This is a genomic window from Nostoc sp. JL34 (assembly GCF_017114945.1).
Classification (GTDB): domain Bacteria; phylum Cyanobacteriota; class Cyanobacteriia; order Cyanobacteriales; family Nostocaceae; genus Nostoc.
Genome location: NZ_JABXKQ010000032.1, coordinates 80,570 through 98,909 on the forward strand (window position 1 = coordinate 80,570; position 18,340 = coordinate 98,909).

The window sequence follows — 18,340 nt, forward strand, 5'->3', positions numbered from 1 at the left end:
ACAGATACAGCGATAATTTACTCAAATCATCACCGAGTTATTTCATGCTGCCAGTTATTGAAAGCATTGTATTACGTCAAATGGCTTCGGGCGATCGCCTCTACTTACAACTATACAAATTCATCGGCGCTCAACCTGGTAAAAAGGTATACATTCAATCTAATCTGCACGGTGCGGAAATTGCTGGTAATGCCGTTATTCACCAGCTAATTGAATTTTTATTAACAATAAATGATACAGATTTAGCTGGAGAAATTTGGCTAGTTCCCGTTTGTAATCCAATGGGAACAAATGAACGCGCTCATCATTTTTCACCTGGGCGTTACTGCGTTTACGAAGCTAAAGACTGGAATCGCATATTTTGGGACTACGAGAAAGAAGCTGATGATTTAGTAGCTTTTACTAAATCTCAACTTCATATCGATATAGAGGTGATTCGACAAAATTATCTAACTATCATTAAGCAACAATTTGCAAAAATTTTAGAAAAAACTAATTCTTCTAGTGGTGTTCCTTACACTGAACTTTTTAGCTACAAACTACAAAATATGAGTTTAGATGCAGACTACTTAATTGACTTACATAGTTCTACAAATCAAGCCTTAGACTACGTTTATTACTTCCAAAATCGAGAAGATAGTGCAAAATACTTTCTACTCGATTTCGGAATCTTACTTGATAAATATGATGGCGATGCTTTTGATGAAGCTTTTATCAAACCTTGGTTAGCGCTGGAAGCTTGTTTTAAAGAGTTTGGTAGGGAAATCAAGTTTGATGTGGAAGCTTGGACACTGGAATTGGGAACAGGAATGCAAATGAATCCTGATTCAGTCGCCAAAGGTGTACAGGGTGTAAAAAACTATTTAGTGCAAAAAGATGTATTGCAAATTCCTGATTTATCAGATGATACAAAAACCCATGAGATGACTTTCGCATCTAGCAGCAACCGGAAAAAATATTATGCGATCGCAGGTGGGATGATTCAATCGAGAATAGCATTAGGTAGTAAAGTCAAAGCTGGAGAAAAGCTGTATCAAATTCTCAGCTTTAATAAAGAAGGTCAACTACCTAGTGTAATTGATGTCTGCGCTCAACATGATGGATTAGTTTATGATGTGGCAACCAATCAAGCCGTGAATGAAGGCGAGTTTGTACTAGGAATTGTGAGTTAGAGCATGGGGCATTGGGCAAGACGCGATAAATCGCCGTCTCTACAAAAGACTAATTATTGTAGAGACGGCGATTCATCGCGTCTCTCGCTTTAACCGAACAGTATTGAGTTTAGTCACCTAAATAAATACTCATACCACGAGCGGTTTTAACTAAAGTACCATTAGGATCGACAGCGCTATATTGAGCGATCGCTTCTGTAATTGGTACACTTAATACTTGGCGATTTTGCCATGTCACCATGCGATCGTATCTATCTTCGGCAATCAAGTTAACCGCTGCTACGCCAAAGGCTGTTGCAACTAATCTATCTAGTGGTGAAGCAGTCCCACCCCGTTGAATGTGTCCTAAAACTGTGACTCGCGTTTCTACACCGATGTGCTGAATAATTTCATCGGCTAAGTATTCGCCAATTCCACCGTATCGACTTTGACCTAAGCGATTTGTAATCGTCACATTTTCGCCACCTTGGGTGCGAACTGCTTCGGAAACAATAATCAAACAATAGTTTTTACCTTTTTCTTGGCGTTCTTTGATTTTGTGGCAAATATGCTCAACTGTATAAGGAATTTCGGGAATTAAAATTACATTTGCTCCCCCCGCAATTCCCGCAGCTATTGCTATGTGTCCAGCATCACGCCCCATTACTTCCAAAATCATGACTCGACTATGACTTGCAGCAGTAAAATGTAAGCGATCTAGTGCTTCCGTGGCAATATTCACCGCTGTATCAAAACCGATGGCATGTTCAGTAACGCCAATATCGTTATCAATGGTTTTGGGAATACCTACTAGATTAATCCCGCCTTGTTGGGCGAGGCGACGGAGAATTGCCAAGCTACCATCACCACCAATACCAATCAAAGCGTCTAAACCTAGTTGATGATAACCTGCAATAATTTCTTCGGAGCGATCGCATAAACTGCCATCCGCCATTGGAAAAGCAAAAGGGTCGCCTTTATTGGTTGTCCCCAACATTGTGCCACCCGCAGTTAACAGCGAGTCAACTTGATCAACTTCCAGTTTGGTGAATTGTGGGGGACGCGCCATTAATCCTAGAGTCGCTTGCCGAATTCCCAAAACCTCCCAGCCGTAAGTATCCACAGCACAATTTACTACAGCCCTAATCACAGCATTTAAGCCAGAACAATCACCTCCACTGGTAAGAATTCCAATGCGTTTGCGTTCTCCCATCTCTTTTATTGACATTTTGATTCAAATATATTGAGTAGTCGATGAAACTTAAACCAAAGTTAGCAGCAGATTAAACCTAAGCAAAAGCGCTCCTTGTAAATGCCAAAGTAATTTTATGTTTGTTTTGTATCTAAAAACAAAACCAAGTTATCTCAGCTGTAAAATGTTAAGTGTAGAGCCAGTAGTAGATTAAACCTGAGCAAAAGCAATCCCCGAAAATGCTAGGGTGTTTTTATGCTTGTTTTGTGTTTAAGAAAAAATCAAGTTATCCCAGCTGTAAAATATGAGGGTGGAGCCAAAGGTGACTAGTATTGATAATTACACTTTCTCTTTTTCAGGAGAAGTAACAATCCCACAGGCTCCTCCTGAATTTAAATCAGGTTTTATCGGCATTGTTGGTCGTCCCAATGTCGGTAAATCTACTTTAATGAATCAATTGGTAGGACAAAAAATTGCCATAACCTCCCCTGTAGCACAAACGACACGGAACCGTTTGCGGGGTATATTAACTACACCAGAGGCGCAGTTAATATTTGTAGATACACCAGGAATTCATAAGCCTCATCATCAATTAGGCGAAGTATTGGTGCAAAATGCCAAAATTGCCATTGAGTCGGTAGATGTAGTGCTATTTGTGGTAGATGGAGCGGTAGCTTGTGGATCGGGCGATCGCTATATTGCCGAATTGCTCAGTCGCAGCAAAACACCAGTAATTCTGGGCGTGAACAAAACCGACCAACAACCGACTGACTCTCAGTTTCTAGATGATAGTTACGCTCAGATGGCCCAGTCCCATGAATGGGAAATCGTAAAATTTTCTGCCAAGACTAGTGCCGGATTACCGCAACTTCAAGAATTATTAATTGAACATTTAGAAATTGGGCCATTATATTATCCCCCAGACTTGGTAACTGACCAGCCAGAGCGCTTTATTATGGGTGAATTAATCCGAGAACAAATTTTATTGTTGACTCGTGAAGAAGTACCCCATTCAGTAGCGATCGCCATTGATCTAGTAGAAGAAACTCCCAGCATTATCCGTGTACTTGCTACTATCAACGTCGAGCGCGATTCCCAAAAAGGCATACTCATTGGCAAAGGTGGAGCAATGCTCAAAGCAATTGGTAGTGAAGCTCGCGAGCAAATCCAAAAGTTAATCGCTGGTAAAGTTTACCTCGAATTGTTTGTCAAAGTCCAGCCAAAATGGCGACAGTCGCGGATTAGTTTAGCAGAGTTAGGCTATCGCGTCGAAGAATAATAATTGGTCATTTGTCATTAGTCATTAGCCATTGGCAAGCAAAAAAAGCAAACGACAAAGGACAAATGACAAATGACAAAGGACAAATGACAAATGACTTTTAATTAATAAAAATGTCTTTAGATACTCGCTATCCCTTAAATTTACCGATCAATGCTCCGCCGTTGCGCGTGTTAATTGTTGAAGATGATCCGATGATGCAACTGGGATTAGAGCAATCGTTAATGGCTCATCCTCAGTTGGAGATTGTTGGACAAGCCGAAGATGGTTATTTGGGAGTCCAAGCAGCACTGCAACTGAAGCCTGATTTGGTAGTTATGGATATTGGCTTGCCGCGATTGGATGGCATTGCAGCCACACAGCAAATTAAGGCGGCGCTACCAGCAACTCATGTGGTGATGCTGACATCTCATCAAACGGAGACAGAAATTATTGCGGCACTATCTAGCGGTGCAGATGCGTATTGTATCAAAGGTGCAAGTGTGGAAAGATTGTTAAGTGCGATCGCAGCCGCAGTTGATGGTGCAGCCTATCTCGATCCCCAAATTGCGCGGCGAGTGATTGACAATCTCAAACCGCCTTCACCCACCACCAACAACGCCAACTTATCTGGGCGCGAGTTAGAAGTGTTAAAGCTCATGGTAGACGGCTTGAGTAACCCAGAGATTGCCGAAAAACTCTATCTCAGCCCCAACACCATCAAAACTCACGTCCGAGGGATTATGAATAAATTAGCAGTAGACGATCGCGTGCAAGCAGCAGTTGTAGCACTACGTTCTGGGTTGGTTTGAATATCTTGATAATTCCATTTACAAGTAGAGGCGTACATATATATATGTACGCCTCTAGTGCCGATTCATTTGTTGCCAAAATTGTTGAAAAATAGTCTACCTCAATGCATTTTAGTTAAAAGAAGTTGAGAATTCATTGGGGTCTAAATCAGCAGGAAATAATAAAATTTCCTTGCCTTCTAAGTTTGCCTTGTGGTGAAGCAAAATTGCCTTTTCCAAAAAACAAAATTTAATAGGAACCCATCTGTCGCTATAAAAGTAGACAGTTACTCGGCTCATTGCATACTCTTTCAATGGTAGTGGAAGAGACCAGGATGAGTCCACAGTTTGAACCTTACCTGTAGATTCCATGCTTTGAACCTCAGTTATTAAGTATATTTACTTTCACTCATCAGGATGATTTAAAGTAACTGTCAGAAGTAATAACAATCTGCCTTTAAACTATATCTTTAGATAAAAGTTAGAATAATTAAAACTGACCTAAAGACACGAAAAAAGGCGGTCTACACTGAGCATTTCTGCGTTAATAGACTAGCAGTCTTGCTGTTAGGTGTTATGGAAAGCGATTTATTTGAAAGCTAGACTTTATAGATAATTGAATCTATGAAGTTAAGGCTGCCGTGACAGTGAGAGCATTCTAAGCGCTGGCTATTGAATAATTTATCACCCCTCTAGTTGCTTCAGAAATCGCAGTGCGATCGCCTCCAAGGCGGTAGCGATCGTAGTTGGAATTTACTCATGACTCAAAACTTATACTAAGTTTTTTCTCTTGTGCCTTCTTGCGTTAGTGTTGATGCACTCGTTCCAGCAACCATAAGGAAGCGACAGTACCCACAAAGTGAGCAGCAATCCCAGTGATGTCTGCCACAGCCACAAAAACATCCATTGGTCGAATAATCCTGTAGGGGTCAGTGATTGCTACTCCTGGAGGTTGGGATATAGATTTTGCCACTAGCACTAACACTGTTGAACTAGCACCTAAGAGAGTTAATAATATTCCCACTAAACCTGCAATTATCCCCAGTCGGAGGATTATAGTTGTATCTGGCTTACTAGGATGCAAAGCTAGATTGGGATTTTCTAAAGCTTTGCCTATGCGAGTGTAACGAAAATCCCAATAGAGACAGAATAACAACAGTACAATTCCGCATACAGCCCAAAATATACCAATCCCAAGACCAGTATTCTGTTGCTGAACAAAGCTACGACCAGTCAAGGCAAACAACAAAGCTAAGACCGAAACTACTCCAATTGCCAATTGTATCCAGAAAGCAATCCAGCCTGTAAGGCGAATGGTATTACCAATTCCTCGTGTTTCTGGTGCTAGCGAACGCGGTTCTGATTCTATTTGCATATCAATTACCATTGAATCTAATTACCTTAATCCCCCTACTGCCAAGATTATTTCCACTGTTCACCCCATACCCCCATCCCTAGACATAATCACCTCAAAATCTTGGGGAATAAAATCTTAATGGGCATTGGGTATTGGGAAGAGACAATAAAGACAAGGGAAAAACTTCTTCGATAATTCTCCCTAGTACAACGCGGCGGAAATAAACCACCCCTGACGCTCGATGACTCGCTAACGCTGCGCTAACGGGTTCGGCAGTTCCTCATGGGGGGAACCCCCATCGCCTTTGGCGTCTCCCCTTGGGAGAAGACCGGACTACCTCACCATTCCAAATCAATGAAATGCTTACGCTGTATTCATTTTTAATTTTTAATTTTTAATTTTTAATTCCGCCTTGCGGTACTAGTCCCCAGTCCCCATAATTTAAAATCCTGCCAAACGATGTAAAGGTTTCAAACTCAGGGACGATGAAGAATTAGCAATTAAATTGACAAAATCACACTATAAAGAGTGATATTAAGCGATAGATAGCGCTTGTAAAGGACTAACGGGCATGATTAAATCTTGGATGGTGATTGGGGGTGTGGCTTTCTTAGTTGCCTTAGCAGCTAACGTGATTACGCCTAGCGATCGCCAGTGGTTCAAGCGCTTACAACGACCGAGATGGCTAACTTTTGAGGGTGCGATTCCAATTATCTGGACTGTAATATTTATTTGCGGTGCTTGGTCGGCTTATATTGTCTGGGAGAAAGACCCAGGAAGCACTTCAACCTGGTTAATTATGGGTTTATATCTGCTTTTAGAAATTGTGACTATTGCCTATACGCCTGTAATGTTTAAGCTTCGCAGTCTGAAAGTGGGCACAATTCTCGGTGGCACAGGTTTGATCATTTGTGTTTTATTGATACTTGCAGTCTTAGGTTTTTCTGGTTGGGCAGCACTATTACTAGTTCCTTATTTGCTCTGGAGTCCCATTGGTACTTATACCACTTGGCAGATGGCTAGTCTCAACCCTCAAGATATCTAAGATTCGCACCAGCGAATGATTCAACATATTCTCTAAATTGCCAAACTTGCAGTGTATGACTTGACAAAATACACACACAAGAGTGCAATATGATTCCATCTTGGATAATAATTGGGGCTGTAACTTTTTTCATCGCCCTTGGTAGCTTCTTAATCACGCCGCGTGATGTTAAATGGTTTGCACGTTTAAGTCGCCCTCGCTGGCTAGTTTTTGAGCCGCTGATTCCGTTGATCTGGACTGTAATTTTTATTGGCGGTGCAGCTTCAGCTTATATTGTTTGGCAAAAAAATCCCGGAAGTCTAATTACTTGGCTACTAATGGCTTTTTACCTTCTTGTGGAAATTATCACCGTCGCCTACATACCTGTAATGCTGAGGTTTCGCAGTCTGAAAGCTGGGGAAATTCTTGGGCTAGCCGGTTTGATTTTAGCCGTTGTCCTGGCAATCTGCGTTTTGCCCGTTTCTCCAATAGCAGCGCTGTTACTGCTTCCCTATCTAGTTTGGACTCCTATTGGTACTTACACTACCGACGAGTTAAGAGAACTAAATCCTCAAGATGCATAAGGTATCTGTGCAAGACGCCCATAACGTGCAGTGACAGGATTGGCTGGATTGGATTGATTATTCAGCCAAGCCCACATTTGATCGCCAAGAGAAAAATGCCACCACTCTCTGGGATTGCGTTGAAAACCAGCTTTTAACATTACATCTTGCAATAGTTGACGGTGAGTATGATACTTTTGCATTTCTGGGCGATCGCTATTGGCATAATAATCGGGATGCGATCGCTCTGACATTTCATCAATCGGCGAACCCATGTTCACTATTTGCCCTGCATCATCTACTAGCGTCACATCCACTGCCGCACCAGTACTGTGAGGAGGCGGAGTTTTTTCATCCAAACTTGGTGCAGCCCAAATTGCATAAACCACTTCCCAAATTTCTTGACGTTGGTTTGGTGATAACTCCACCTCAGTCAGTCCCCTGTCTTGTAATGCTTGGGCGAAGCTGTAATCTACCATAAACTGCTGAACTGCGATCGGGCGATAGGCATCAAAGATTTGGATACGCCAGTTAGGATGCAGAATATTAAGATAATTTTGCGCTTGGAGCAAATTTTCGATAACGCTCTGACGGAGATAATAAGGAGAGCGATCGCCATAAGGCGCACCTAATTTTTCATAAGGATGGGGAGATTCCACCGCAAACAATTCTAAAGGAATCGCAATTAGCGGTTCACCACACTCGAAAATTGGGATTTGATGATAGGGCCTCATGTGACTAATTGGTAATTCGTAATTCGTAATTATTACCTCATGCTGTGCATAAGGAATAATTTATTTCTGTTCATTAATAAATTTACCTTCCTTGTACCTTCAATTACGAATTATTAAATGCTCAATCAAAACCAAACACCCTTATTAGATGCCTTAAAAGCCAATGCAACAAGACCTCACGCGCCTTTTTATACCCCAGGACATAAGCTAGGTAAGGGAATTTCTCAACCCTTGGCTGATTTATTTGGTAAAGCCGTCTTTCGCGCTGATTTAACCGAATTAGCAGATTTAGATAATCTCTTTTCACCCCAAGGCGTTATTCAAGAAGCACAACAACTGGCGGCTGAGGCATTTGGTGCTTCGCAAACATGGTTCCTTGTCAATGGTTCTACCTGTGGGATTGAAGCGGCAATTCTTGCTACCTGTGGCACGGGTGATAAAATCATTTTGCCTCGCAATGTCCATTCTTCTGCGATCGCAGGTTTAATTCTCTCAGGTGCAATACCAATTTTTCTTAATCCTGAATACGATCCAGTTTTAGATATTGCCCATAGCATCACGCCCAATGCTTTACAATCTGCACTCCAACAGCATCCTGATGCTAAAGCAGTGTTGACAGTTTATCCAACATATTACGGTGTTTGTGGAGATTTGAGTGCGATCGCCAATATTACCCATCAATACAATATCCCTTTACTTGTAGATGAGGCACACGGCGCACACTTTACCTTTCACCCAAAATTACCCACTCCAGCTTTAGTAGCAGGTGCAGATTTAACTGTACAATCCATCCACAAAGTGCTTGGTGCAATGACACAAGCATCAATGCTGCACATTCAAGGTAATAGGATAGATTGCGATCGCATCAGTAAAGCTTTGCAGCTCGTACAATCTACCAGTCCCAGTTATTTACTTTTAGCTTCTTTAGATGCAGCGCGTCAGCAAATGGCACTCCACGGAAAAATGCTGATGTCTCGCGCTTTGCAACTTGCTAATGAAGCTAGAACAAAAATCAATCAAATTCCTGGATTATCTGTTTTACAGATTCCTATCCCCCCTTATCAAGGAGGTTTGAGGGGATCTCTCGGCTTTGTGGCTTTAGACGAAACGCGACTAACTGTCACTGTTTCTGGTTTAGGCTTAACCGGATTTGAAGCAGATGAAATTCTCGATGAAAAATTTGCTGTCACAGCTGAATTCGCCTCATTGCAACATCTCACCTTTATCATTAGTTTGGGCAACACCCTAGCTGATATTGAGCAATTAGTGCAAGGTTTTACCACTCTTGCCAAAGAATATCGCCGAACCAACTTGAATGTTAAAAGCCATATTTGGCAGAATCTTTTCACAACACAGTGTCATACTTTATGCTGTTCTCCCCGTGAAGCCTTTTTTGCTGTCAGTGAAATACTACCTTTGACACAGACTAATAAACGCATCTGTGCCGAAATCGTCTGTCCCTATCCTCCAGGAATTCCTGTGTTAATGCCAGGAGAAGTCATCACTAAACCTATCCTTGAATATCTGCAACAAATCCAGGCAATGGGTGGATTTATCAGTGGTTGCAATGACACTAGCCTCAAAACTTTTAAAGTTGTGAAATAACGTCTTAACTCCAAACTCCTAAATTATTGTTGATAAAAATTTAATTCATTTAGTCAACAGTAAATATGCGGTTGAACGGACAAGTTAGGAGAAAATATACAGTAATTATGCCAGGTATGAAACTTCAATGAAAAGAGCTAGGAGACTAATGCGATCTTTGATTTATACCCATAGGATAATGTTGATGATTCATAAACTAGAAGATGAAATCAAAAACCTATTATAGGCGGCTAGTAGCAGCTCCTATTGTAGTCACTCTAGCGCTGGGTTTCTCAGCAAGAGCGAATGCAGTTGAGTTAGGCGCTGCCTCTGATTACAATGTATTTGTTTTGGGAGATATCTCTCAAAAATATACAGATATTGAAGGAAAACTTGCTGCTGGCGGTAACATTAATTTTGTCGGCGGACTCGGAAGCAGACTTTCTAACAATAGCGGTAACGTAGTAGTAGCTGGACAAAATCTAACTCTGAGCAACGGTCAAGTCTACCACGGTAATGCTGTCTATGGAGGCAGCGCCAATGTGTCCAGCAATGTAGGATTTCCACAGGGAACTCTCAGCAAGAGCAATCCCATCGACTTCAATGAAGCAGGGAAAGAATTGCGAGGGCTATCTCAATATTTGGCAACCTTAACTCCTACTGGTAAAACAACAGTTCAACCTTGGGGTGCTATTAACCTTAGTGGCAGTGGTACTGCTTTCAATGTTTTTAATCTTGCAGGTTCATCTGTCTCCAAGACAAACTATTTTGAAATTAAGGGGGACACAAATTCAACTATCGTTGTCAATATCAGCGGTAAGGATGTGTCGCTGCAAAACTTTGGTTTTAATATCATTGGCACAGATAAACAAAAGGTAATCTACAACTTCTATGAAGCGACAAACATAACTGCCAGTGGGATTAGCATATTAGGTAGTATTCTTGCTCCTTTGGCTAATTTCAATTTTAATAACGGTCAAGTTAACGGCAACGTGGTAGTTGCTTCTTTGACAGGAAATGGCGAATCTCACAACTATCTGTTTAATGGTGATTTGCCGAATCTCCCAAGTAAGTACTACACTCCGCCTAAGCCTCCCACTCGGACTCAAGTTCCAGAGCCTACAAATCTTCCAGGTTTAGGATTAGTTGCTGTAGTATTTGGTTTGTTTCGCTACAAACGCAATCAAGCAACTTGTTTAAAATAATTAAAAATTTTTGGCAGCATAGCGCATAAAGCGAACTTATTTACAGATTTTCGCTTATGCGCTATTTCCTTGCTCTCTACCTTCTACAATAAGGATAGACTTTATTGAGATTTGTATAGTTGGGGATCAGCTGTCATGGCTCCCGCCGTTTTCATTCAAAATTTGCAAAAGCGCTACGGTACAGTGGTTGCCGTCCAAGATGTTTCCTTTCAGGTAGAACCAGGAGAAATCTTTGGTTTACTTGGCCCCAATGGTGCTGGGAAAACTACTACCTTGCGTGCCTTATGTACGCTGACCACACCGGATGCTGGCAAAATCGAAGTATCTGGTATTTCTGTATTAGATAATCCCAGAGTCGCAAGACAACGACTAGGCTACGTAGCTCAGGAAGTCGCTATAGATAAGGTGTTGACTGGAAAAGAACTGCTGCAATTGCAAGCAGCACTTTATCACCTCCCAGGCACAGTAGCCAAACAGCGCATTGAGACGGTATTAGATTTACTCGGTTTGCAAGAATACGCCAACAAAAAGACAGGTACATACTCAGGTGGTTTACGCAAGCGCCTAGACTTGGCTGCTGGATTACTCCATGCACCGGATGTTCTGGTATTGGATGAGCCAACTGTGGGACTTGACATAGAAACTCGTTTTGTGGTTTGGGATTTCCTGAGAAAATTACGCGCCTCTGGAACGACGGTAGTAATTACCAGCCATTACTTAGAAGAAATTGACGCTTTAGCCGATCGCGTGGCAATTATAGATCGCGGCGTCGTGATTGCAAGTGGTACACCTTCGCAATTGAAAGATCAAGTAGGGGGCGATCGCATCACCTTGCGAATCCGCGAATTTTCCCCCATTGAAGAAGCTGAAAAAGCTAAAAACCTCCTGAAACCTTTACCCTTTGTCCAAGAAGTCATCATCAACAGCGCTCAAGGTAATTCCCTCAACTTGGTAGTGACACCTCAGAATGATGTTCTCATTAACATACAGCAAGCGCTCAATAGTGCTGGCTTGCCCACATTTGGCATCGCCCAATCTCGCCCCAGTCTCGATGACGTTTATCTCGCCGCCACAGGACGCACCTTATCGGATGCAGAACTTGCAGCCGTCGCCACCCGCGATCCCAAAGCTGAGAAGAAGCAGAATATGAGATAGGGACTGGGGACTGGGGACTGGGGAGGAGTTTTGCCAATACCCAATCCAAAATCCCTAATCCAAAATCCCTAATCCCCAATCCCCAATCCCCATTACCCCTTATCCCCAGAGGGGGCCCCACCTTCCCCAATCCCCAATCCCCAATCCCCAATCATGAGTGTTACTCCTAAATCTGATATAAATTGGCAGCCACTAGCATCGCCGCAAGCAGATGCTAATGCTGCACCTAACTTTTTCGGTGAATTGGTACAAGAGACGCTGGCTTTAACTCGTCGCTTGTTTATTCAGTTGCAACGCCGTCCCTCATCTTTGGTTGCCGGAATTATTCAACCAGTAATGTGGTTGATACTATTTGGTGCTTTGTTCCAAAATGCTCCCAAAGGTATATTTGGCAACACAACAAATTACGGACAATTTTTAGCTGCCGGCATAATTGTGTTTACAGCCTTTGCTGGGGCGCTAAATGCTGGTTTGCCGGTAATGTTTGACCGCGAGTTCGGCTTTTTGAATCGTTTGCTAGTAGCACCCTTAGCATCGCGGTTTTCCATTGTCTTTGCCTCAGCTATCTTCATCATCAGCCAAAGTTTGTTGCAAGCAGCGGTGATTGTAGCAGCGGCAGCGTTCTTGGGGGCTGGACTACCAGATGCAGTAGGTTTAAGTGCGATCGCTGTTATTGTCTTACTCTTAGCTTTGGGTGTAACAGCCATCTCCCTTGGTTTAGCTTTTGCTCTACCCGGACACATCGAATTGATCGCAGTGATTTTTGTCACGAACCTCCCATTATTATTCGCTAGTACTGCTTTAGCACCTCTATCCTTCATGCCTCAGTGGTTACAGGTTATCGCTACCCTGAATCCTCTCAGCTATGCGATCGAACCAATTCGCTATCTCTATCTCCACAGTAGTTGGGGACTAGGTAGTGTAGTAATGCAGGCTCCTTGGGGTGATGTTACCTTTGGGGGAGCGTTGCTAGTGTTATTTGGCTTTGCCCTAGTCGCCTTACTAAGTATTCAACCCCAACTGCGACGAACTCTGGCTTAAAAAGATAAAATAGATAAATTTTAGGTAGGGTCAAAACCCCATGAAAAAACCATTTTTACAAATTCCTAGACTCTTTGTAGCTACCGTAGCAGGAATTAGCTTTGCTTCTTTGCTCATGGCTCAACCCAGTTCGGCTCAAATCAGCAGCCCAACGGATGCTTTTCCCAGCAATACTACAACAGACCAAAATACCGATCCTTTCTCCCGTTCCAACTCAGACAATTTTAATATGTTTGATCTGATTCATCGGGCAAATTTCGGGACTCTCAACTGGGATTCTAACCAACAGAACGAAGAACTAAACTCAGCAGCAGCAGCCTTTAAAGCAAGGCAACAAAAACTAATTCAAGGTCAACAACAGCAACCAACCCTCAGTTTGCCAACGGTTACACAACCATCAGTGACGCCGCCATTGGTGACACCACCATCAGGTAACTGAATCCAACAAAGAACCCCAAGCCTCTAGAGGCTTGGGGCTAAGACTATTTAAAAAATCCTGAATTATCAGATCAGCCCAAGTGCAGCTAAAACATCGCTAGCATGGGTGGTGGTATTTACAGCACTGTCAACATGGGTAATTTTACCGCTGGGGTCAATTACGTAGGTGACGCGCTTGGCATAACCGCCGCCATCCACATCGAAAGCTTTGATTAGGGATTTGTCGCTATCAGCCAGTAGGGGAAAATTCAAATTATATTTTTGGGTGAATGCTTGATGGGAGACTTCATCATCTGCACTAACTCCCAAGATGACAATATCTTTACCTTGATATTGAGACTGGGCATCCCGAAAACTACAGGCTTGTTTGGTGCAACCTGGCGTGTCATCTTTGGGGTAAAAATACAAAACAACCGTCTTTCCGGCAAAATCAGATAACGAGACTGTGTTGCCGTTTGTATCTTTGGCGGTAAATGCAGGTGCATCCGTACCAACTGCTAGAGGCATAATTAACCTTTCCTGTTTCAGATTGTTGATGCACTTGAAATTTTACATTAATTTATAATGTTTAAATATAATTACTAAAAAATAGCAGAACTATACTTTAGGTAACTAATTTTGGTTTAATTGGGTATCTGGTACAAGAAAAAATATATTCTTAAATTAATCTTTTTGAAAAGAAAAATTTCTACCCATACACAATGCCTGCTGTTGATTCCCAAAACCCAAATATATTTGTCTATCCTCGAAGCACAGTAGAAAGAGCCGAGCGATCGCTCGTGTGTTCGCCCTTTAATGTATCTTTATTTGAAGTGATGGGACACCAGAGTGTGTCATTAACTGCGATCGCCCTAGAAAATGGACTCAAGCAGGGCTATACTAAACGCCCTTTATCAGAATTAGCCTGTGATAACGCTTTGGGCTGGCTGATTCAAGTGGGTGTATTGCGGCGAGAAGTCGATGGTCAGGGAATTACAGATAGTTTTCGCCTCACTCCCTTGGGACGTCAGTTAGTGGAACAATATCAGGGGAAAAATTGGCGGACTCCTTCATGGCGCGATCGTTTATCCGATATTGTGATTCATTGGTTACGGATACCTTTTTAGAATAAAAAACCCAAGAGTTAGGATTAAGGGATCAAAGGGAACAATATATACGGAAACATCACATCTATTCATGAAGTCTTTACCATAATCATCTAATTTAAATTTGTGATGGGTATGGGGTATGGGGCAAAACAGTTTCGTTAGCGGTAGCGAGGCGTTTAGCCCGTTCCAACTATAGAAGTGAGATTCCCTACTCAGCACTATTGAGGGGTATTGGGCATTGGTATTAGTTCTTCTCTCCCTGCCTCCCTTGCTCTCCCGCTTGGATCTTTCCCTGCTTTTTTAACTGATGGATGAATTGTCAGATGACTATTCACTCCTAAAATTCCACCCTTATCTTGAAAAACTAACTAATAGCAACTATGAAATCAATTATGGTAGTGGGGACAACATCCCATGCAGGGAAATCACTTTTAACTACAGCTATTTGTCGTATTCTGTCGCGGCGTGGCTGGCGAGTGGCTCCCTTTAAAGGTCAAAATATGGCTTTAAATGCTTATGTCACTGCCAGTGGTGGAGAAATTGGCTATGCCCAAGCAGTGCAAGCTTGGGCGGCCGGAGTTGTGCCTTGGGTAGAAATGAACCCAATTTTACTCAAACCCCAAGGGGATATGACTTCCCAAGTAATTATTAAAGGCAGGTCTGTAGGCAAAGTGAGTGCCTCAGATTACTATGAGCAATATTTTGAACTGGGGTGGCGGACAATTGAAGAATCCTTACAGCATTTAGGAACAGAATTTGACTTGCTGGTTTGTGAAGGTGCTGGTAGTCCAGCCGAGATTAACCTCAAGCACCGCGACTTAACTAATATGCGGGTGGCAAAATATTTGAATGCGCCAACCATGTTAGTGGTTGATATTGACCGGGGTGGTGCTTTTGCCCATGTGGTAGGTACTCTAGAGTTATTGGAACCAGATGAACGCGCCTTAATTAAGGGTGTAGTCATTAACAAGTTTCGAGGACAGCGATCGCTCCTAGATCCGGGGATAAAATGGTTAGAAGAACGCACGGGTATCCCTGTTGTTGGTGTTATACCTTATTTGCAAGAAATGTTTCCAGCAGAAGACTCTCTTGACCTGCTAGAACGTCAATCGTCGTCAAATAAAGCTCAAACTGACCTCAACATTGCCGTCATCCGCTTACCAAGAATTGCCAACTTCACTGACTTTGACCCACTGGAATCAGAAAGTACAGTTTCAGTTAAATACTTAAGTCCTAAGCAAGATTTAGGACATCCTGATGCCGTAATTATCCCAGGGACAAAGACCACAATTGCCGATTTACTACTGCTGCAAAAAAGCGGTATGGCAGAAGCTATCCAACACTATGCTGCTTCTGGCGGAACGGTTTTAGGTATCTGTGGTGGCTATCAAATGCTTGGTCAAATCATCGCCGACCCAGAAGGGATAGAGGGACAAGCTGGCAGATTTCAAGGGTTAAATCTTTTACCAATTAGAACTGTAATTACAGGACAAAAAATTGCCCGCCAGCGCCAAGTTAGCTCAAATTATCCGCAACAGGGCTTGCCAGTAAATGGCTTTGAAATCCACCAAGGGCGATCGCGTATCGAACAGCAAGGAATAGATCCCCAATCCTACCATGCCCTATTTGACGATATTAATTTAGGGTTAGTGGATAGTTGTCAATCGGTGTGGGGAAGTTACCTGCACGGGCTTTTTGACAACGGCCCTTGGCGACGGGCTTGGTTAAATCGCCTCCGTCAACAGCGCGGTTTAAAATCTTTGCCCACAGGTGTTGCTAACTATCGGGAACAGCGAGAGCAGATTTTGGACTCTCTAGCCACTGAAGTTGAAAGCCATTTAGACTTAAGTCCGTTTTTGTCTTAAGCTAAAATTCCTTGAAATGTCATTTGTCATTGGTCATTAGTCATTTGCAAAGAACAAAGGACAACTGACAAATGACAATACTAAATTAAATGCGTACCATTGATGATTGTTCGTGTCCGCTTTTTACCAGATGATGTCACAGTCGATGCCGAAGTGGGAGAAGCCCTCTTAGATGTAGCAGACCGGGCTGGGGTATTTATTCCCACCGGTTGTCTCATGGGGTCTTGTCACGCTTGCACCGTCGAATTAGAGGATGGAGAAATCATCCGCGCTTGCATCACCGCAGTCCCGCCACGCGAGGAATTGACGATTAATTTGTTCAGCGACCCAACTTGGTAGTTTTTTTAACCCTATAAGTTCAAAATATCAGATGAGAAAGTAGAGGAGAAGAAACAAGATGAGTAAGCTTAAATACCCAATGCTTATTCAATGGTCTGAAGAAGATAATTGTTTTTTGGTAGCATTTCCTGATTTTCCAGGACAACGCTGGCGGACTCATGGCGATACTTATGAGTTAGCTGTGGCAAATGGAATTGAAGCTTTAGAGTCTCTAATTATTGCTTACAAAGCTACGGGTGATTCACTTCCAGAAGCAACAGTAAGTAGAGTGCGTTAAGGCAATTGAGCAGGTGGTATGTAATGCTTCACAATTTGCGCGATCGCACGTTATTTTTAGTTGAAATAGTATTTTTACGTATTATTACTTAATTTTTGTGAAGGAGTAATTTGTATATTAGATTATCAGTATATGCCTTAATTATAAAATCGTGCGATCGTACTTGGTAATGCTCACTAACCTAAAAAATTGCCAAAACCATTGACTATCTTTGAGTGTTAGGGCGAACTGAAGAGTTACAGTACACGTGTAAAATTATTTTGGAAATTACATCATGATTCAACAACAGAAATTTCAGAAGTTTAATTATACAGAGAAGCTAGTGAAGAATTATAATTTCCAGGTTGGCGAAATTATTACAGGTTCAATAGTCCCTCCTGAGAGTTTTCTTACCGTGTCTCCAGGAATGCCCGATAAATTTTTAGGAAGCAACTCTGGATTTGAGGTTAAAGGAAAAGTTCATAAAGTTAATGATACAGGAGAGTTTGTCTCACTGTTATTAACAGAAATTAATCCTCCTTCAAATCATCCAAATGCTAACAAAATCGGTGATATAATTAGTCTACTTCATATGGAATCTTACTCTCTTTTCCTAGTAGAATAGTCCCATTTAAAAGTGAAGCAATTCTTAGTTATTAAGGTTAATGTACCAAACAATATTTTGTGTATGCTGATAGATTTTTAGATAACCTAAATCATAACAAGGGTGGCTGATCGCACCTCCTCTAACCCTTAAAAAATCTATATTTTTCCATCAGACAGCAAGAGACTTTTACAGTTTGTTTCCTACTGCCTGTTTTTGCTATCTATATCAATTAGCTTTAACATTCAGCGCGTATTCTTTAAACCTTTCCAAGTCAGCTTGAATCGTTGATTCAACTATCCGCCCCAAAAACAAATTATCCATAATTTTGCCAAAAATGCCCGGAATAGCGTAGGAAATGGTCATTTTGACAACGCTAGTACCGTGGCGATCGTAAAAGCGAATTGCTCCCTGATTCGGCAAACCATCAACAGATTCCCATTGGATAATTTGGTTGGGAACAACTTTGAGAATTCGAGATTTCCAATTAAATTCTAAACTGCCGGTCTTCAGTTTCCAAAGAGATATCTCTGGATTATCTGGCGGAATTTTCACTGAATCAATCCATTTCATCCACCGGGGCATTTGCTCCAAATCAGACCAGAGGCTCCATACTAAATCTATGGGAGCCTCTACTTCTACTTGCACAGTATGCTCTAACCAATCTGACATTCTCTCTTCTTCCTTTGCGCTCT

Annotated in this window: 21 protein-coding genes; 15 read left to right on the forward strand and 6 right to left on the reverse strand. The window is 42.1% G+C overall.

Features of this window, described 5'->3' with window-relative positions; genetic code table 11:
- The first annotated feature begins 44 nt into the window (after positions 1-44).
- Positions 45-1,172, forward strand: a complete 1,128-nt coding sequence (locus HWQ44_RS05290) for a succinylglutamate desuccinylase/aspartoacylase family protein (protein ID WP_292715818.1) — start codon at positions 45-47, stop codon at positions 1,170-1,172.
- Between the two features lie 109 nt (positions 1,173-1,281).
- Here the strand turns inward: HWQ44_RS05290 and HWQ44_RS05295 are convergent, their stop codons facing one another.
- Positions 1,282-2,364: an ATP-dependent 6-phosphofructokinase gene (locus HWQ44_RS05295; protein WP_292715988.1), complete on the reverse strand. Its 1,083-nt coding sequence runs from the start codon at positions 2,362-2,364 to the stop codon at positions 1,282-1,284.
- Between the two features lie 283 nt (positions 2,365-2,647).
- Between HWQ44_RS05295 and era the strand changes: the two genes are divergently transcribed.
- Positions 2,648-3,622, forward strand: a complete 975-nt coding sequence (gene era, locus HWQ44_RS05300; protein ID WP_292715821.1) for a GTPase Era — start codon at positions 2,648-2,650, stop codon at positions 3,620-3,622.
- Positions 3,623-3,735: 113 nt separating this feature from the next.
- Positions 3,736-4,413: a response regulator transcription factor gene (locus tag HWQ44_RS05305; RefSeq protein ID WP_292715824.1), complete on the forward strand. Its 678-nt coding sequence runs from the start codon at positions 3,736-3,738 to the stop codon at positions 4,411-4,413.
- Between the two features lie 111 nt (positions 4,414-4,524).
- Here HWQ44_RS05305 and HWQ44_RS05310 read toward each other — a convergent pair whose 3' ends face one another.
- Together HWQ44_RS05310 and HWQ44_RS05315 are read right to left on the reverse strand one after the other, a co-directional pair.
- Positions 4,525-4,764 carry a hypothetical protein gene (locus tag HWQ44_RS05310; protein WP_292715826.1) on the reverse strand — a complete coding sequence of 80 codons (240 nt, stop codon included), beginning with the start codon at positions 4,762-4,764 and terminating at the stop codon, positions 4,525-4,527.
- A 433-nt stretch (positions 4,765-5,197) separates the two neighbouring features.
- On the reverse strand, positions 5,198-5,767 hold the full coding sequence (locus HWQ44_RS05315; RefSeq protein ID WP_292715828.1) for a DUF3611 family protein: 570 nt from the start codon (positions 5,765-5,767) through the stop codon (positions 5,198-5,200).
- Positions 5,768-6,320: 553 nt separating this feature from the next.
- Between HWQ44_RS05315 and HWQ44_RS05320 the strand changes: the two genes are divergently transcribed.
- Both HWQ44_RS05320 and HWQ44_RS05325 read left to right on the forward strand, forming a co-directional pair.
- On the forward strand, positions 6,321-6,794 hold the full coding sequence (locus HWQ44_RS05320; RefSeq protein WP_292715830.1) for a TspO/MBR family protein: 474 nt from the start codon (positions 6,321-6,323) through the stop codon (positions 6,792-6,794).
- 89 nt (positions 6,795-6,883) lie between these two features.
- On the forward strand, positions 6,884-7,357 hold the full coding sequence (locus HWQ44_RS05325; RefSeq protein ID WP_292715834.1) for a TspO/MBR family protein: 474 nt from the start codon (positions 6,884-6,886) through the stop codon (positions 7,355-7,357).
- On the opposite strand, the gene HWQ44_RS05330 is transcribed toward HWQ44_RS05325, so the two are convergent.
- Positions 7,345-8,070: a M15 family metallopeptidase gene (locus tag HWQ44_RS05330; protein ID WP_292715837.1), complete on the reverse strand. Its 726-nt coding sequence runs from the start codon at positions 8,068-8,070 to the stop codon at positions 7,345-7,347. The genes HWQ44_RS05325 and HWQ44_RS05330 overlap by 13 nt on opposite strands.
- A gap of 117 nt (positions 8,071-8,187) precedes the next feature.
- Here HWQ44_RS05330 and HWQ44_RS05335 point away from each other — a divergent pair, with 117 nt between their 5' ends.
- The 5 genes from HWQ44_RS05335 (at position 8,188) to HWQ44_RS05355 (ending at position 13,494) form a co-directional block, all read left to right on the forward strand.
- Entirely contained in the window at positions 8,188-9,675 is a 1,488-nt protein-coding gene (locus HWQ44_RS05335; RefSeq protein ID WP_292715839.1) for an aminotransferase class I/II-fold pyridoxal phosphate-dependent enzyme, read from the forward strand.
- A gap of 203 nt (positions 9,676-9,878) precedes the next feature.
- The gene (locus HWQ44_RS05340) at positions 9,879-10,859 is read left to right on the forward strand and encodes a choice-of-anchor A family protein (RefSeq protein WP_292715842.1); all 981 of its coding nucleotides are present in this window, start codon (positions 9,879-9,881) and stop codon (positions 10,857-10,859) included.
- Between the two features lie 135 nt (positions 10,860-10,994).
- Entirely contained in the window at positions 10,995-12,014 is a 1,020-nt protein-coding gene (locus HWQ44_RS05345; RefSeq protein ID WP_292715845.1) for an ABC transporter ATP-binding protein, read from the forward strand.
- Positions 12,015-12,167: 153 nt separating this feature from the next.
- Positions 12,168-13,055: an ABC transporter permease gene (locus tag HWQ44_RS05350; protein WP_292715848.1), complete on the forward strand. Its 888-nt coding sequence runs from the start codon at positions 12,168-12,170 to the stop codon at positions 13,053-13,055.
- A 40-nt stretch (positions 13,056-13,095) separates the two neighbouring features.
- Positions 13,096-13,494, forward strand: a complete 399-nt coding sequence (locus HWQ44_RS05355) for a hypothetical protein (RefSeq protein ID WP_292715851.1) — start codon at positions 13,096-13,098, stop codon at positions 13,492-13,494.
- A gap of 65 nt (positions 13,495-13,559) precedes the next feature.
- Here the strand turns inward: HWQ44_RS05355 and HWQ44_RS05360 are convergent, their stop codons facing one another.
- Complete coding sequence (locus HWQ44_RS05360) at positions 13,560-14,000, reverse strand: peroxiredoxin (protein WP_099101976.1); 441 nt, start codon at positions 13,998-14,000, stop codon at positions 13,560-13,562.
- A gap of 194 nt (positions 14,001-14,194) precedes the next feature.
- On the opposite strand from HWQ44_RS05360, the gene HWQ44_RS05365 reads away from it, so the two are divergent.
- From HWQ44_RS05365 to HWQ44_RS05385, 5 genes are all read left to right on the forward strand, one after another.
- Complete coding sequence (locus tag HWQ44_RS05365; RefSeq protein ID WP_292715860.1) at positions 14,195-14,599, forward strand: Npun_F0494 family protein; 405 nt, start codon at positions 14,195-14,197, stop codon at positions 14,597-14,599.
- Positions 14,600-14,961: 362 nt separating this feature from the next.
- On the forward strand, positions 14,962-16,446 hold the full coding sequence (gene cobQ, locus HWQ44_RS05370; RefSeq protein ID WP_292715862.1) for a cobyric acid synthase CobQ: 1,485 nt from the start codon (positions 14,962-14,964) through the stop codon (positions 16,444-16,446).
- A gap of 102 nt (positions 16,447-16,548) precedes the next feature.
- The gene (locus tag HWQ44_RS05375) at positions 16,549-16,785 is read left to right on the forward strand and encodes a 2Fe-2S iron-sulfur cluster-binding protein (protein ID WP_069073076.1); all 237 of its coding nucleotides are present in this window, start codon (positions 16,549-16,551) and stop codon (positions 16,783-16,785) included.
- Positions 16,786-16,843: 58 nt separating this feature from the next.
- Positions 16,844-17,062, forward strand: coding sequence for a type II toxin-antitoxin system HicB family antitoxin (locus HWQ44_RS05380; protein WP_292715868.1), 219 nt, complete (start codon positions 16,844-16,846; stop codon positions 17,060-17,062).
- A gap of 274 nt (positions 17,063-17,336) precedes the next feature.
- The gene (locus HWQ44_RS05385) at positions 17,337-17,666 is read left to right on the forward strand and encodes a hypothetical protein (protein ID WP_292715871.1); all 330 of its coding nucleotides are present in this window, start codon (positions 17,337-17,339) and stop codon (positions 17,664-17,666) included.
- 207 nt (positions 17,667-17,873) lie between these two features.
- Here HWQ44_RS05385 and HWQ44_RS05390 read toward each other — a convergent pair whose 3' ends face one another.
- The gene (locus HWQ44_RS05390) at positions 17,874-18,317 is read right to left on the reverse strand and encodes an SRPBCC family protein (protein WP_292715874.1); all 444 of its coding nucleotides are present in this window, start codon (positions 18,315-18,317) and stop codon (positions 17,874-17,876) included.
- Between the last annotated feature and the right edge of the window lie 23 nt (positions 18,318-18,340).